The organism is Bradyrhizobium sp. Kon56, from assembly GCF_055807635.1.
In genome coordinates this window covers 86611-103139 of sequence record NZ_JBVVOU010000002.1, presented here as the reverse complement: position 1 = coordinate 103139, position 16529 = coordinate 86611, and the positions used below count along the sequence as shown (strand labels likewise).

Below are 16529 nucleotides of genomic sequence, written 5' to 3'. Positions count from 1 at the left end.
GGCCGGGGGTTGCTGTCGTCCACTCTGGGCTGGCGCTTAGTCGCGCTGGCCGAGGAGCTGCAGGAGCAGCGTGAACAAATTGATGAAGTTCAGGTACAGCGACAGCGCGCCGGTGATGGCCGCACGCTCTGCGATGTCACCGCCGGCCGAAGCGTAACCGTAGATGTAGTCGTTCTTCAGCCGCTGGGTATCCCAGGCGGTGAGGCCCGCGAACACCAGCACGCCGACCACCGACACGACGAACTGCAGCACCGAGCTCGCCAGGAACAGGTTCACCAGGCTCGCGATGACGATGCCGATCAGGCCCATGAACAGGAACGAACCCATTCCGCTCATGTCACGCTTGGTGGTGTAACCGTAGAGGCTGAGCGCGCCGAAAGTCGCCGCGGTGATGAAGAACACCCGGACGATCGAGGTGTGCGTGAACACCAGGAAGATCGAGGACAGCGAGACGCCCATCAGTGCCGCGAACACCCAGAACAGGATCTGGGCGGTCGAAGGAGCGAGCCGGTTGATGCCTGCCGAGATCACGAACACCATGGCGAGCGGCGCGAGCATGAACAGCCACTTCAGGGGGCTGACGAACATCGCGTAGCCGAACGGCGTCAGGAACAGCTTGCCGACCCGCACGGCTTCCGGGGTCGGAACGTCCGTCACGGCGGCCATGTAGACGCCGAGGGCGGCAAGGCCGGTGATGGCCAGGCCGATGCTCATGTAGTTGTAGATGCGCAGCATGTAGGCGCGCAGGCCGGCATCGACCGTCGCGGCGTCAACACGCCCGGCGGCCCTGCCGAAAGGAGAAGCGTAATTGCGGTCTAGGTCCGACATGGTCGAATTCCCGTTGGTTGGTCCGGTCCGGCATGAGGGTCGCCATGCCGCCGGTTCGTCAAATTCTATCTCGGATACCGATGTCTGCCGACTAAATTTTGGCTAACAATCGGGGCTCCGAACCCATTCGATATGTGGGAAACTAACACATTCGCTGCAACCGTCCACGCGCGGCTGAATGTCGCCCTTACCTGCAATCCAGACGAGCGGACGTGGTTAATCGCTGGAATCGTGCGATTTCGCTCCCGTGCCGCCGCCCGCTACCATTTGTCACAAATTCCGCAACACCGTGGCGGGCTTTTTGTTCAACGCCAGCAGGGTGCCGGCGAGCCCGAGGCCGACCGTGACGACCAAGGCAGCCGCGACCACGCCGGCTGCGCTGCCGCCCTGCCAGACGAAAGTGAGGGTCATCAGCCGGGTCACGATCATCCAGGCCGCGACGCTGCCGGCGAAAACGCCGAAGACCGCGGTGGCAAGCCCGATCAGGAGGTATTCGAGCGCATAGGCGCCGAGCAGCCGCAGCCGGGTCGCGCCCAGGGTCTTGAGGATCACCGCATCGTAGACCCGGTGGCGATGGCCGGCGGCGAGCGCGCCGCCGAGCACCAGGATCGCCGAGATCAGGGTCACCGCGCTGGCGCCGCGGATCGCCAGCGCCAGGTTGGTCACGACCGAGCCGACCGTCTCCATCACCTCGCGCACGCGCACGCTCGTCACCATCGGATAGGCGTCAGCGACCTCCTTGATGATCTTGCCGTCGCCGGCCGCATCGCCGCCGGCTTCCGTCAGCGTCGCGATGTGGGTGTGCGGCGCGCCCTTGAATGCGTTCGGCGAGAACACGAGGACGAAATTGATGCCGAGGCCCTGCCAGTCGATGCTGCGCAGATTGCTGATCTTCGCGGGGATGTCGCGGCCGAGGATATTGACCACGACCTCGTCGCCGACCTTGAGGCCGAGTCCGTCCGCGATCTTCTTCTCCATCGAAACCAGCGGCGGGCCGGAATAATCGGCGCTCCACCACTCGCCCTCGACCACCTTGGAGCCCTTCGGCAGCTCGGCGGTATAGGTCAGGCCGCGGTCGCTCTGCAGCACCCACTCGGAATCGGTGCTGGGCTTGAGCTCCTCGGCGCGGACACCACGGGCTCCGACGATCCGTCCGCGCAGCATCGGCACGTCGTCGACTTTCGCGCCAGGGGCGATCTGGCGCAGGTATGTGTCGAACTGCTCGGCCTGCGTGCTCGGAATGTCGATGAAGAAGAACGATGGCGCGTGCTCGGGCAGCGCCGCCAGGAACTGCCGGCGCAGATTGCCGTCGATCTGGGTGATGGTGACGAGCACGGCGAGCCCGAGCCCGAGCGACAGCACGACCGAGGGCGTCAGCGCGCCCGGCCGGTGGATGTTGGCAATCGCAAGTCGCAGCATCGGCCATCGCGTGCGCGGCAGCCGCCGTGCGATCGTCATCAGCAGGGCGGCAATGCCGCGGAGCAGCGCGAACACGACCACGGAGGAGGCCACGAACACCGCGGCGATGCGCTTGTCGAAGGACAGCCCGATCACGACCGCGATGAGCAGCGCGATCACGACGGCCATGAAGACGAGATAGCTCCAGCGTGGCCGATGCCATTCGGAGCTGATGGTGTCGCGGAACAGCGCCGCCACCGGCACGTCGTGCACTCGCCCGAGCGGCCACAGGCCGAAGGCAAGCGCCGTGAGCAGCCCGTAGACGAACGACAGCGCGAGCTCGTCGGCATGCACCGCCGGCACCACCGGCAGGGGCAGCAGCTTGCCGAATAGGCCGACGATCGCGAACGGCATGGCGGCGCCTAGTGCGAGGCCGATCACTGAGCCGATCGCGGCGAGCAGGAGAACCTGGGCGAGATAGATGCCGAACACGTCGCGCCCGGTGGCGCCGACGGCCTTGAAGGCCGCGATCACCTCGAGCTTGTGGTCGATATGGGCCTTGACGGCATTGGCAACGCCGACGCCGCCGACCAGCAGCGCGGCGAGGCCGACCAGCGTCAGGAACTGCGTGAAGCGGTTGATGTTGCGCTCGAGCTGCGGCGAGGCATTGGAGCGGCTGCGGACCTCCCAGCCGGCCTGCGGCGCGGCGTTGCGGGCGTCCGCGATGAAGGCGTCGGTGGCGCGCTCGTTGTTGGCGATCTCCGGCAGCTTCACACGATAGACCCAGCGCACCAGGCTGCCGGGTTGGACGAGCCCTGTCGCGCGCAGGCCCGCTTCGCTGATCAGGAAGCGCGGGCCGAAGCCGATGCCGCCTGCGAGCTTGTCGGGCTCGGCTTCGACGGCGCTGCGGATCTGGAACGTCGCAGCCCCGACGGTGACGCGATCGCCGGTCTTGAGCGACAGCCGCGCCAGCAGTGTCGGATCGGCGGCCGCGCCGAACGCGCCGTCGCGCTCCGCGAGCAACTCGGACATCGGCAGCGGCGGCGCCAGCGTCAGCTGGCCCAGCATCGGATAGGTGTCGTCGACCGCCTTCATCTCGACCAGGGCCAGCTTGCCCTCGGCCGAGCGCGCCATGCCGCGCAGTGTGGCGGCGCTCGAGACGGTGCCGCGCGAACGCAGGAAGGCGACTTCCTCCGGCTTCGCCTCGCGCTGAAACAGGACGAACGACACGTCGCCGCCGAGCAGCGTACGGCCTTCGCGGGCGAGGCCGTCGCTCAGGCTCGCCGAGACCGAGCCGACGCCAGCGATGGCCATCACGCCGAGCGCGATGCAGGCAATGAAGACGTAGAAGCCGCGCAGGCCGCCGCGCAATTCGCGCAGCGCGTAACGCAGCGACAGCGCGACGCCGTTGGGCTTCGCAAACGGTGCGGCAGCAGCACTCATGCCGGCGCCGACTGCGTGTCGATGCGCCCCGAACGGAGGCGGATCACGCGATCGCAGCGCTGCGCGAGCGAAGAATCGTGCGTGACCAGCACCAGCGTCATGCCGCGCTCGGCATGCTTGCTGAACAGGAGGTCGACGATCTGTTGTCCCGTGGCTTCGTCGAGGTTGCCGGTCGGCTCGTCGGCGACGAGGATCGCTGGATCGGGTGCCAGTGCGCGGGCCAGCGCCACGCGCTGCTGCTCGCCGCCGGAGAGTTGGGTCGGATAATGATGCAGACGGTCGCCGAGCCCGACCGATTGCAGCTCCTGCGCCGCGCGCTTTGCGGCGTCGGGATTGCCCGCAAGCTCGAGCGGCACCGCGACATTCTCCAGCGCGGTCATGGTCGGGATCAAATGGAAGGACTGGAAGACGATGCCGACCTGGCGGCCGCGGAAGCGGGCCAGCGCGTCCTCGTCGAGGGCATTGAAAGGCGTGCCGTTGACCACCACCTCTCCGCTATCAGGACGCTCCAGCCCCGCCATCACCATCAGCAGCGTGGATTTGCCCGAACCTGACGGGCCGATCAGGCCGATTGTCTCGCTCCGGCCCACGCGCAAGCTGATATCCTTGAGGATGTGAACGCGTGCCGCGCCCGTACCCAATGACAGATTGACGTTGGAGATGGCGATGGTGTCGGCCGAACTGTCGGCGAGCGAAGAGGAAGAGATGCGAGTGTCCATGGTCCGGTCATATGGCAACTCCGCCCGCGCGGTCGAGAGGCGTTACGGATTGTTCATGCACATAGCCGTGTTGATGTTCGCTTTGATGACCGTCGCAAATCCGGCATGGGCTGAGGCGGCGAAACCGATCAAGCTGGTGGTTCTCGGCGATTCCCTGAGCGCGGGTCTTGGCCTCCCGGCCCAGGAAGCGTTCCCCACAAAGCTTCAAAAAGCTCTACAAGACAAAGGCATAGAGGTCGGCATGACCAATGCCGGGGTATCCGGCGACACCTCCTCGGGGGGCCGTGACCGGCTCGACTGGTCGGTCCCCGACGGAACCGACGGTGTGATCATCGAGCTCGGCGCCAATGATGCGTTGCGCGGCATCGATCCCGATTTGACCCGCACCGCGCTGACCGAGATCGTCCAGCGCCTCAAGGCGCGCAAGATCGCGGTGATGCTGTGCGGCATGCTGGCGCCGCCGAATTACGGCGCGGATTATGCTGCGCGCTTCAATTCGATTTATCCGGATCTGGCGAAAAAATTCGACGTGCCGCTCTATCCGTTTTTGCTTGAGGGTGTCGCGGCCGATGCCAAGCTCAACCAGGCCGACGGCATTCATCCGACCGCGGCCGGCGTTGACATCATCGTCAGGAATATCTTGCCCACGGTTGAGGCATTTCTTGGCACCATAGCTGAGCAACGGCGTTGAAAAGCAGGCAGCGCTAACCGTAATTCCCAGGGTTTTACCGGAGTAAGGCGCGCGATGCTTCGCAGGGTCACACAACTGCGATAGGAATTAGGGTACCGGTGATTCGTCGCCGGCTCTAAAATTTGGATATGATCTTGCCCTGGGATCATGCCCAAGCATCGGGAGTGCGAAACGATGCCGCGTTTGTTCACTGGTCTGGAAATTCCGGCCGAGATTGGCCAGTCGCTTTCCAATTTGCGGGGCGGCCTTCCCGGCGCCCGCTGGATCGATCCCGAAAATTACCATGTCACCCTCCGCTTCATCGGCAATATCGATGGCATGTCCGCCAACGAAATCGCCTCGATGCTGTTTCGCGTCGACCGTAAGCCGTTCGAGGTGAAGGTGCAGGGTTTGCAGAGTTTCGGCGGACGCAAGCCGCGCGCGGTGGTCGCCACCATCGTGCCGAGCAAGCCGCTGATGGAATTGCAGGCCGAGCTCGAGCGCCTGATGCAGCGGATCGGCCTCGACCCGGAAGGCCGCAAGTTCATCCCGCATGTCACGCTGGCCCGGCTGCACGACGCCACCGACCGTGACGTCGCCGATTATCTCTCGCTGCGTGGCTATTTTCCCAGCAAGGCATTCACGGCCGAACGTTTTGTTTTGTTCTCGTCCCGCGCCTCAACCGGCGGCGGCCCGTATGTGGTCGAGGACGCCTACGAGCTGTGTGAGTAGCGAAGCTCTCGTGCCCCGGACGCTGCGCAGCGCGAAGCGGTGCGCTGCAGAGCCGGGGCCCATTACGCGGCGATAGACGAACGGTCCTGTACGAAACAGTCGGTCCCGGCTCTGCGCAGCGTCACTGCGTGCCGCAGCGCGTCCGGGACACGGAATGCATAGCGCCCCGCCCCAATTCACGGCTTGCAATTTCCGCTCATCTCTGGCGGTAAAGAGCATGCTCTCGACCCCCAGTTCCTCATTCCGCGAGGCCTATCAGGCCCAGATCGCGTCCGGCGCGATCGAGCCCGACGCTGCGCAGGCTGAAATCGCCGACGCCTATGCCGCGCTCGACCAGCGGCTCGCCGATTACAAGCCGCCGCGCAAGCAGGGCCTGCTCAGCCGCCTGTTCAGCAGCGACAAGGACGAGGCGCCGCACGGGCTCTACGTCCATGGCGAGGTCGGCCGCGGCAAGACCATGCTGATGGATCTGTTCTTCCAGCACTCGACAGTCGAGCACAAGAGGCGCGCCCATTTCCACGAATTCATGGCCGAGGTGCACGAGCGCATCTACGATTATCGCCAGGGCATCGCGCGCGGCGAGATTGGCGACGGCGACGTCATCGCGCTGACCGCGCATGCGATTTTCGAGGAGAGCTGGCTGCTCTGTTTCGACGAATTCCACGTCACCGACATCGCGGACGCGATGATCTTGGGCCGCCTGTTCGCAAAGCTGCTGGAGCTCGGCACCGTGGTGGTCGCGACCTCCAACGTCGCGCCTGACGACCTCTACAAGGGCGGCCTAAACCGTTCGCTGTTTCTGCCCTTCATCAGGCAGATCACCGACCACATGGACGTGCTGCGGCTCGACGCGCGCACCGACTTCCGGCTGGAAAAACTTCAGGGCGTACCGATGTGGCTGACGCCGGCAGACACCGAGGCGGACGCCGCGCTCGACCGCGCCTGGTCGAAGATGTCAGGCGGCGCCAAATGCAAGTCGCGCGATATTTCGATCAAGGGCCGCATCCTGCACGTGCCGTGCTCGGCCCACGGCGTGGCGCGCTTCACGTTCGCCGATCTCTGCGACAAGCCGCTCGGGGCATCCGACTATCTCAGGCTGGCGCACGACTATCACACCATCCTGGTCGACCATATTCCAGTGATGGATTTCTCCCAGCGCAACGCCGCCAAGCGTTTCATTACGTTGATCGACACGCTGTATGACAATGCCGTGAAGCTGATGGCCTCCGCCGATGCCAACCCGATCTCGCTCTATCTTGCCAATGAGGGCAACGAGGCCAACGAGTTCAAGCGCACCGCGTCGCGCCTGATCGAAATGAGCTCGGAATCCTATCTGGCGCTGCCTCACGGCCGCAAGGATTCCACCGCCAGCGGCTCGACCAAGGGCTTGGTCGAGACTTAAGTCCTATTTGCCAGCGCTGTCATTCCGGACTCGGCGCTTCCCCAAGCCCCGGAATGACAAGGTTGCGCTTGAATACGCGGCAAGCCCGACAATTGGGCAACCCGTGACTTGAACGGGGGAGGCGAAAGGGATAACCACCCGTCTCAGTTTTCCCCTCCTTACGTGTCTAAAGGACAGGCTCACATGGCGCGCGACAAGATTGCTTTGATTGGCTCCGGTCAGATCGGCGGAACGCTGGCTCATCTCATCGGCCTGAAAGAGCTGGGCGACGTGGTGATGTTCGACATCGCCGAGGGCGTGCCGCAGGGCAAGGCGCTCGACATCGCGCAGTCCTCGCCGGTCGACGGCTTTGACGCGCACTACACCGGCGCGAACTCCTACGAGGCGCTCGACAACGCAAAGGTCTGCATCGTCACCGCCGGCGTGCCGCGCAAGCCCGGCATGAGCCGCGACGACCTCCTCTCCATCAACCTCAAGGTCATGGAACAGGTCGGCGCCGGCATCAAGAAGTACGCTCCCGACGCCTTCGTCATCTGCATCACCAACCCGCTCGACGCGATGGTCTGGGCCCTGCAGAAGGCCAGCGGCCTGCCGCACAAGAAGGTCGTCGGCATGGCCGGCGTGCTGGATTCGTCGCGCTTCCGCTACTTCCTGGCCGACGAGTTCAACGTTTCGGTCGAAGACGTCACCGCCTTCGTGCTGGGCGGCCATGGCGACACCATGGTGCCGCTGGTAAAATACTCCACCGTCGCCGGCATCCCGTTGCCCGATCTCGTCAAGATGGGCTGGACCTCGCAGGCGCGCCTCGACGAGATCGTCGACCGCACCCGCAACGGCGGCGCCGAGATCGTCAATCTGCTCAAGACCGGCTCGGCCTTCTATGCTCCGGCGGCTTCCGCGATCGCGATGGCCGAGAGCTATCTGCGTGACAAGAAGCGCGTGCTGGCCTCGGCCGCCTACCTGAACGGCGAATACGGCGTGAAGGACATGTATGTCGGCGTGCCCGTCGTGATCGGCTCCAAGGGAGTCGAGCGCGTCGTCGAGATCGAGCTCGTCGGCAAGGACCGCGAAGCCTTCGACAAGTCGGTCGGCGCAGTGCAGGGTCTGGTTGACGCCTGCAAGAAGATCGCGCCCGATCTTCTGGGCCGCTAAACCCAACATTCCCCGCCGAAGATCGAAAAACCGGTCTTCGGCGGTTTCACTTCCGGGCCCCCGCTGCAACTCTTGTAGAGGACGGGGCGGGCTCCGGATCGGCAGTCCAGAGATCGATGTCAGAGAATCCGGGTTGCAGTTCCTGTGGTATATGGTATGCCAGCCACAAGACTGAGGTGGGCCTACGAGGTCACCGCCCGCGGGTTCAGGGAGCGACTAAATGAATATCCATGAATATCAGGCCAAAGCGCTGCTGAACGAGTTCGGTGTCGCGATCTCCAAGGGCGTTCCGGTCCTGAAGGCAACCGATGCGGACGCGGCGGCAAAGGCACTCCCGGGCCCGGTCTGGGTCGTGAAGAGCCAGATCCACGCCGGCGGCCGCGGCAAGGGCAAGTTCAAGGAAGCGTCGGCCGGCGACAAGGGCGGCGTCCGCATCGCCAAGTCGGCCGCGGAAGTTTCCGAATTCGCCAAGCAGATGCTCGGCGCAACGCTCGTCACCATCCAGACCGGACCCGCCGGCAAGCAGGTCAACCGCCTCTACATCGAGGACGGCTCAGACATCGACAAGGAATTCTACCTCTCGATCCTGGTCGACCGCGAGACCTCCCGCGTCTCCTTCGTGGTGTCGACTGAGGGCGGCGTCAACATCGAGGACGTCGCGCACAACACGCCTGAGAAGATCGTGACCTTCTCGATCGATCCCGCGACCGGCATCATGGGCCATCACGGCCGCACCGTCGCGAACGCGCTGAAACTCTCCGGCGATCTCGCCAAGCAGGCCGAGAAGCTCACCGCGCAGCTCTACGCGGCCTTCGTCGCGAAGGACATGTCGATGCTGGAGATCAACCCGCTCGTCGTGACCAAGCAGGGCCAGCTCCGCGTGCTCGACGCCAAGGTGTCGTTCGACGACAACGCCCTGTTTCGTCACCCCGAGGTGCTCGCGCTGCGCGACGAGACCGAGGAAGACGCCAAGGAAATCGAGGCGTCCAAATACGACCTCAACTACGTCACCCTCGACGGCAATATCGGCTGCATGGTCAACGGCGCCGGTCTCGCGATGGCGACGATGGACATCATCAAGCTCTACGGCATGGCGCCGGCGAACTTCCTCGACGTCGGCGGCAGCGCCAGCAAGGAAAAGGTCGCGGCCGCCTTCAAGATCATCACCGCGGATCCCAACGTGAAGGGCATCCTGGTCAACATCTTCGGTGGCATCATGAAGTGCGACGTGATCGCCGAGGGCGTCACGGCCGCCGTGCGTGAAGTCGGCCTCAGCGTGCCGCTGGTGGTTCGCCTCGAAGGCACCAATGTCGAGCTGGGCAAAAAGATCATTCGTGAATCCGGCCTGAACGTGGTGCCGGCCGACAATCTCGACGACGCCGCGCAGAAGATCGTGAAGGCCGTCAAGGGAGGCTGAGGCCATGACTCAGGACCATCTCGCTGCATCATCCCCGCTGCCGGAGCACGCGCGTCTTGCCGCGTTCGCCGGTGAATGGAATGGCGAAGAGGTGGTCTTTCCGTCGCGCTGGACGGAGGGCGGGACGGCAACCTCTCACGTCGTCGCGCACATGGACCTGAACGGCTTCTATCTGATCCAGGGCTCCGTCCAGACCCGCGACGGCAAGCAGAGCTTCGCCACCCACGGCATCTTCACCTTCGACCGCGAAGACCGGACCTACAAATTGTTCTGGTACGACTCGCTCGGCTACACGCCGCCTTCGCCCGCCTCCGGCGGGTGGGTCGGCAAGACGCTGACGCTGGTGCGCGGCTCGCTCCGCGGCAATGCGCGCCACGTCTATGAAATCATCGACGACGATTCCTATTCGTTGAAGATCCAGTTCTCGCCGGACGCAGAAGGCTGGGCCGACGTGCTCACCGGCGTCTACCGCCGCATCCACTGACCTCTCACTCGTTAGTTTCGCGAAAGCAGACCTCATGTCCATCCTGATCGACAAGAACACCAAGGTCATCTGCCAGGGCTTTACCGGCAAGAACGGCACCTTCCATTCGGAGGCCGCGATTGCCTATGGCACCAAAATGGTCGGCGGCACCTCGCCGGGCAAAGGCGGCGCGACGCATCTGGGGCTGCCGGTGTTCGACACCGTGCGCGAGGCGCGTGAGAAGACCGGTGCCGATGCATCGGTGATCTATGTGCCGCCGCCGGGCGCGGCCGATGCGATCTGCGAAGCCATCGACGCCGAGATCCCGCTGATCGTCTGCATCACGGAAGGTATCCCGGTCATCGACATGGTCAGGGTGAAGCGTTCGCTGGCCGGCTCCAAGTCGCGCCTGATCGGGCCGAACTGCCCGGGCGTCATGACCGCCGGCGAGTGCAAGATCGGCATCATGCCGGCCAACATTTTCAAGACCGGCAGCGTCGGCATCGTCTCCCGCTCCGGCACGCTGACCTACGAAGCCGTGTTCCAGACCACCCAGGAAGGCCTCGGCCAGACCACCGCGGTCGGCATCGGCGGCGACCCGGTCAAGGGAACCGAGTTTATCGACGTGCTGGAAATGCTGCTCGGCGACCCCAAGACCGAGTCGATCATCATGATCGGCGAGATCGGCGGTTCCGCCGAGGAGGACGCCGCCCAGTTCCTCAAGGACGAGGCCAAGCGCGGCCGCAAGAAGCCGATGGTCGGTTTCATCGCCGGTGTCACGGCCCCTCCCGGCCGTCGCATGGGCCACGCCGGTGCGATCATTTCGGGCGGCAAGGGCGACGCCGGTTCCAAGACCGACGCGATGAAATCGGCTGGAATTACAGTGTCGCCATCTCCCGCGCGCCTCGGCCACACGCTTGCCGAAAAATTGAAAGCTTGATTCACACCTTCGTAATTTTCCGGGCGAAGTTTCGCAGCAAATAGGGTAAATGGTGCCTGTCGCGCTGGTCCTCTGCCGGGGAGCCCAGCGCCAGCGCCGTTTGTTATGCGCGAACCGAAATCGCCAGGAACTCAAGTATGTCTCGCCAAGACGCGAACGCAGCCTTTGCCCTCTCCTCCTTTTTGCAGGGCACCAACGCCACCTACATCGACGAAATCTACGCCCGCTACGAGAAGGACCCGTCCTCGGTGGATGCCGAGTGGCAGGACTTCTTCAAGAGCCTCAACGACCAGCCGGGTGACATCAGCAAGAACGCCCAAGGCCCGTCCTGGGAGCGCGCCAACTGGCCGCTGACCCCGCAGGATGATCTGACCTCCGCGCTCGACGGCAATTGGGCGGAAGTCGAGAAGACGGTCGGAGCCAAGATCGCGGCCAAGGCGCAGGCCAAGGCCGGCGATAAGAGCGGCGGCCTCTCCTCCGCCGACCTTCTCCAGGCCACCCGCGACTCGGTCCGGGCCCTGATGCTGATCCGGTCCTACCGCATGCGCGGTCACTTCCACGCCAAGCTCGATCCGCTCGGCATCGAAGCCCAGCGCAATCGCGAAGAGCTCGACCCGCGGACCTACGGCTTCAGCGAAGCCGATTTCGACCGCAAGATCTTCCTCGACCATGTGCTCGGTCTCGAATACGCCAGCTTGCGCGAAATCACCGCGATCTGCGAGCGCACCTACTGCCAGACGCTCGGCGTCGAGTTCATGCACATCACCAACGCGGCGCAGAAGGCGTGGATCCAGGAGCGGATCGAGGGGCCGGACAAGGAAATCTCGTTCACCCGCGAAGGTCGCCGTGCCATCCTGATGAAGTTGGTCGAAGCCGAAGGTTTCGAGAAATTCTGCGACACCAAGTTCACCGGCACCAAGCGCTTCGGCCTGGACGGTGCTGAATCGCTGATCCCCGCGCTCGAGCAGATCATCAAGCGCGGCGGCAATCTCGGCGTGAAGGAGGTCGTGCTGGGCATGCCGCACCGCGGCCGCCTCAACGTCCTGACCCAGGTGATGGGCAAGCCGCATCGCGCGCTGTTCCACGAGTTCAAGGGCGGTTCGGCCAATCCTGATGCGGTCGAAGGCTCGGGCGACGTCAAATATCACCTCGGCGCGTCTTCGGATCGCGAGTTCGACGGCAACCGCATCCATCTGTCGCTGACCGCCAACCCCTCGCATCTCGAGATCGTCGATCCCGTGGTGCTCGGAAAAGTCCGCGCCAAGCAGGATCAGCACGGCGATCCGCCGGATATGCGCATCTCGGTGATGCCGCTCCTGATGCACGGCGACGCCGCGTTCGCCGGCCAGGGCGTGGTCGCGGAATGTTTCGGCCTGTCGGACCTGAAGGGCTACCGCACCGGCGGCTCCGTGCACTTCATCGTCAACAACCAGATCGGCTTCACCACCTATCCGCGTTATTCCCGTTCGTCGCCTTACCCGTCCGACGTGGCGAAGATGATCGACGCGCCGATCTTCCACGTCAACGGCGACGATCCGGAAGCCGTCGTGTTCGCGGCCAAGGTCGCGACCGAGTTCCGGCAGAAATTCCATAAGCCCGTCGTCATCGACATGTTCTGCTACCGCAGGCATGGCCATAACGAGGGCGACGAGCCGGCTTTCACGCAGCCGGTGATGTACAAGAAGATCGCGGCCCATCCGTCGACGCTCGAGCTCTACGCCCGCCGCCTCATCAGCGAAGGCGTGCTGACCGAGGGCGAGGTCGAGAAGGCCAAGGCCGACTGGCGCGCGCGGCTCGATGCCGAGCTCGAAGCCGGCTCCGGCTACAAGCCCAACAAGGCCGACTGGCTCGACGGCAAATGGGCCGGCTTCAAGATCGCCGATCAGGAAGAAGATGCGCGGCGTGGCGTCACCGGCGTCGACATCGCCGCCCTGAAGGACATAGGTCGCAAGATCACCAAGGTGCCGGACGGTTTCCGCGTCCACCGCACCATTCAGCGCTTCCTCGAAAACCGCGCCAAAGCGATCGATGGCGGCACGGGCATCGACTGGGCCACCGGCGAGGCGCTGGCATTCTGCACGCTGCTCAACGAGAACCACCATGTCCGCCTGTCCGGGCAGGATTCGGAGCGCGGCACCTTCTCGCAGCGCCACTCGGTCCTGATCGACCAGGAAGACGAGAGCCGCTACACGCCGTTCAACCATCTCGGTCACGAGCAGGGCCATTACGAGGTCATCAACTCGCTGCTGTCGGAAGAAGCCGTGCTCGGCTTCGAATACGGCTATTCGCTCGCCGAGCCGAACACGCTCACCCTGTGGGAAGCGCAGTTCGGCGACTTCGCCAACGGCGCGCAGGTCGTGTTCGACCAGTTCATCTCCTCGGGTGAGCGCAAATGGCTGCGCATGTCCGGCCTCGTCTGCCTCCTGCCGCACGGCTATGAAGGCCAGGGACCGGAGCACTCCTCGGCGCGTCTGGAGCGCTATCTGCAGATGTGCGCGGAAGACAACATGCAGGTGGTCTATCCGACCACGCCGGCGAACTACTTCCACGTGCTGCGCCGGCAGCTTCATCGCGAGATCCGCAAGCCGCTGATCGTGATGACGCCGAAGTCCCTGCTGCGTCACAAGCGGGCGGTGTCGCGTCTCGAGGAGCTCGCGAAGGGAACGACCTTCCACCGCATCCTCTATGACGACGCCCAGATGCTGCCGAGCGAAGCGATCAAGCTCGTTCCCGACGAGAAGATCCGCCGCATCGTGCTCTGCTCGGGCAAGGTCTATTACGACCTCTACGAGGAGCGCGAGAAGCGCGGCATGGACGACATCTATCTGATGCGCGTCGAGCAGCTCTATCCGGTGCCGCTCAAGGCGCTGGTGGCCGAACTGTCGCGCTTCAAGAAGGCCGAAGTGGTGTGGTGCCAGGAAGAGCCGCGCAACATGGGTGCCTGGCACTTCATCGAGCCCTATCTGGAGTGGGTGCTGAACCAGGTGAACGGTGCGAGCCGGCGTCCGCGTTATGTCGGCCGCGCCGCCTCCGCCGCGACCGCCACGGGTCTGATGTCGAAGCATCAGGCGCAGCTGAAGGCGTTCCTGGACGAAGCATTGAGCTGAGAGTTTTACACCTCGTCATGCCCCGCCTTGTGCGCGATTGCGCACCGGGGCGGGGGATCCAGTATTCCGCGCCGCCCGTCTCCATCACGACTGTCACGGCGTACTGGATTGTCCGCATCCGCGGGCGATGACATCTGCACTTATGTCCGCATTGGCGATCTCCTTAAGGAAAAGACCATGACTGAAATTCGTGTGCCGACCCTCGGCGAATCCGTCACCGAGGCCACCATCGGCCGCTGGTTCAAGAAGGCCGGCGATCCCGTTGCCGTCGACGAGCCCTTGGTGGAGCTCGAGACCGACAAGGTCACCATCGAAGTCCCGGCGCCCTCCGCCGGCACGCTGAGCGAGATCATCGCCGCCGATGGTGCCACCGTCGCCGTCGGCGCGCTGCTCGGCCAGATTACTGAAGGTGCCGCCGGCGCTGCCAAGCCGGCAGCTGCGCCCGCGAAGCCCGCGGCTGCCGCTCCTGCGGCCGCTGCTGCTCCCGCCGCGGCGAAGGCGCCACCGGCCGATGCGCCGCTCGCTCCCTCCGTGCGAAAGCTCTCGGCCGAGACCGGCGTCGACGCCTCGACCGTTCCCGGCTCCGGCAAGGACGGGCGCGTCACCAAGGGCGACATGCTCGCCGCGATCGAGCGTGCGGCCTCGGCGCCGACCCCCGTCAACCAGCCGGCCGCAGCGGTTCAGGTCCGCGCACCGTCGCCGGCCGATGACGCCGCCCGCGAAGAGCGCGTCAAGATGACCCGGCTGCGCCAGACCATCGCGCGCCGCCTCAAGGACGTGCAGAACACCGCCGCGATGCTCACGACCTTCAACGAGGTCGACATGACCAACGTCATGGCGCTGCGTGCTCACTACAAGGATGCGTTCGAGAAGAAGCATGGCTCGAAGCTCGGCTTCATGGGCTTCTTCACCAAGGCCGTCGTCCAGGGGTTGAAGGACATCCCGGCCGTCAACGCCGAGATCGACGGCACCGATCTGATCTACAAGAACTACTATCACATCGGCGTCGCCGTCGGCACTGACAAGGGCCTCGTCGTGCCCGTGGTGCGCGACTGCGACAACAAGTCGATCGCCGACATCGAGAAGGGCATCGCCGATTTCGGCCGCCGCGCCCGCGACGGCCAGCTCAAGATCGACGAGATGCAGGGCGGCACCTTCACCATCACCAATGGCGGCATCTACGGCTCGCTGATGTCGACCCCGATCCTGAATGCGCCGCAGTCCGGCATCCTCGGCATGCACAAGATCCAGGAGCGGCCGATGGTCGTCGGCGGCAAGATCGAGGTCCGCCCGATGATGTATCTGGCGCTGTCCTACGATCACCGCGTCATCGACGGCAAGGAAGCCGTGACCTTCCTTGTCCGCGTCAAGGAGAGCCTGGAAGATCCGGCGCGCCTGGTGCTCGATCTCTGATCGCTGATGCTCTGCGAGCGCCGTCGCCTTTCGCGACGGCGCGTGTCGAACTATGGAGGCGCGCGTGACGGATAAAGTCGTTGTCATCACCGGCGGCAGCCGCGGCATCGGCCGTGCGACCGCAATTGCCGCCGCGGCACGCGGCTTCCGGATCGTTGTCGGCTATGCCAGCAACAAGACGGCCGCCGATGAGGTGGTCGCCGAGATCGCGGCCAGCAACGGCAAGGCCATCGCGGTGAAATGCGACGTCGCCGAGGAAAGCGACATCCTGGCGCTGTTCAAGGCCGCGGACGCGTTCGGCACGCTCGGCGCGCTCGTCAACAATGGCGGTATTGTCGGGACCAGCGGCGTGCGCGTCGACGAGATGTCGGCCGAGCGCATCCAGCGTGTGATGGCGGTCAACGTCACCGGCTCCATCCTCTGCGCGCGCGAAGCCGTGAAGCGGATGTCGACCAGGCATGGCGGCCAGGGCGGCGTCATCGTCAATCTGTCGTCGGTTGCGGCCAAGCTCGGCGCGCCGAACACCTATGTCGACTATGCCGCGTCCAAGGGCGCGATCGATTCCTTCACCATCGGCCTCGGCTATGAGGTTGCCGGCGAGGGCATTCGCGTCGCGGGCATCCGCCCCGGCCTGATCGACACCGAAATCCACGCTGCCGGCGGTGAGCCCGACCGCGCCCATCGCTTGGCCCATATGGTGCCGATGAAGCGCGTCGGTACGGCCGATGAAGTCGCCAATGCCATCGTCTGGCTGATGTCGGACGATGCCTCCTACGTTACCTCAGCCATTCTCGATGTGTCCGGCGGACGCTGACGCGCCGCGCGGACGCTGACACATCCTTCAA

General features: G+C 64.6%; 13 protein-coding genes. 10 read left to right on the top strand and 3 right to left on the bottom strand.

The genetic code is table 11. The annotated features are described in order from the left end of the window. Positions 1 to 36: 36 nt before the first annotated feature. From AC0L3B_RS03550 to AC0L3B_RS03540, 3 genes are all read right to left on the bottom strand, one after another. The gene (locus AC0L3B_RS03550) at positions 37 to 828 is read right to left on the bottom strand and encodes a Bax inhibitor-1/YccA family protein (protein WP_007598855.1); all 792 of its coding nucleotides are present in this window, start codon (positions 826 to 828) and stop codon (positions 37 to 39) included. Between the two features lie 270 nt (positions 829 to 1098). Further along, positions 1099 to 3669: an ABC transporter permease gene (locus AC0L3B_RS03545; protein WP_018459824.1), complete on the bottom strand. Its 2571-nt coding sequence runs from the start codon at positions 3667 to 3669 to the stop codon at positions 1099 to 1101. Next, entirely contained in the window at positions 3666 to 4388 is a 723-nt protein-coding gene (locus AC0L3B_RS03540) for an ABC transporter ATP-binding protein (RefSeq protein ID WP_018459825.1), read from the bottom strand. The genes AC0L3B_RS03545 and AC0L3B_RS03540 overlap by 4 nt, the downstream gene beginning before the upstream one ends. Positions 4389 to 4443: 55 nt before the next feature. Between AC0L3B_RS03540 and AC0L3B_RS03535 the strand changes: the two genes are divergently transcribed. The 10 genes from AC0L3B_RS03535 (at position 4444) to AC0L3B_RS03490 (ending at position 16498) form a co-directional block, all read left to right on the top strand. Next, positions 4444 to 5079 (top strand): arylesterase, encoded by a 636-nt coding sequence (locus tag AC0L3B_RS03535; protein WP_473380131.1) that lies wholly within the window; start codon positions 4444 to 4446, stop codon positions 5077 to 5079. Positions 5080 to 5253: 174 nt separating this feature from the next. Further along, positions 5254 to 5790 carry an RNA 2',3'-cyclic phosphodiesterase gene (gene thpR, locus AC0L3B_RS03530; RefSeq protein ID WP_007598862.1) on the top strand — a complete coding sequence of 179 codons (537 nt, stop codon included), beginning with the start codon at positions 5254 to 5256 and terminating at the stop codon, positions 5788 to 5790. Between the two features lie 217 nt (positions 5791 to 6007). Next, entirely contained in the window at positions 6008 to 7192 is a 1185-nt protein-coding gene (gene zapE / locus AC0L3B_RS03525) for a cell division protein ZapE (RefSeq protein WP_085348694.1), read from the top strand. Positions 7193 to 7375: 183 nt separating this feature from the next. Then, a complete protein-coding gene (mdh, locus tag AC0L3B_RS03520) occupies positions 7376 to 8344 on the top strand; it encodes a malate dehydrogenase (protein WP_007598869.1) in 969 nt (322 codons plus the stop codon). Positions 8345 to 8564: 220 nt separating this feature from the next. Further along, the gene (gene sucC / locus AC0L3B_RS03515) at positions 8565 to 9761 is read left to right on the top strand and encodes an ADP-forming succinate--CoA ligase subunit beta (RefSeq protein ID WP_018459829.1); all 1197 of its coding nucleotides are present in this window, start codon (positions 8565 to 8567) and stop codon (positions 9759 to 9761) included. Between the two features lie 4 nt (positions 9762 to 9765). Next, the gene (locus AC0L3B_RS03510; protein ID WP_473380026.1) at positions 9766 to 10245 is read left to right on the top strand and encodes a DUF1579 family protein; all 480 of its coding nucleotides are present in this window, start codon (positions 9766 to 9768) and stop codon (positions 10243 to 10245) included. A 34-nt stretch (positions 10246 to 10279) separates the two neighbouring features. Then, entirely contained in the window at positions 10280 to 11164 is an 885-nt protein-coding gene (gene sucD, locus AC0L3B_RS03505; protein ID WP_007604325.1) for a succinate--CoA ligase subunit alpha, read from the top strand. Between the two features lie 137 nt (positions 11165 to 11301). After that, entirely contained in the window at positions 11302 to 14271 is a 2970-nt protein-coding gene (locus AC0L3B_RS03500) for a 2-oxoglutarate dehydrogenase E1 component (RefSeq protein WP_473380025.1), read from the top strand. A 177-nt stretch (positions 14272 to 14448) separates the two neighbouring features. Continuing rightward, the gene (gene odhB, locus AC0L3B_RS03495; protein ID WP_026233886.1) at positions 14449 to 15684 is read left to right on the top strand and encodes a 2-oxoglutarate dehydrogenase complex dihydrolipoyllysine-residue succinyltransferase; all 1236 of its coding nucleotides are present in this window, start codon (positions 14449 to 14451) and stop codon (positions 15682 to 15684) included. Positions 15685 to 15736: 52 nt separating this feature from the next. Next, positions 15737 to 16498 carry an SDR family oxidoreductase gene (locus AC0L3B_RS03490; protein WP_018459834.1) on the top strand — a complete coding sequence of 254 codons (762 nt, stop codon included), beginning with the start codon at positions 15737 to 15739 and terminating at the stop codon, positions 16496 to 16498. Positions 16499 to 16529: the final 31 nt, after the last annotated feature.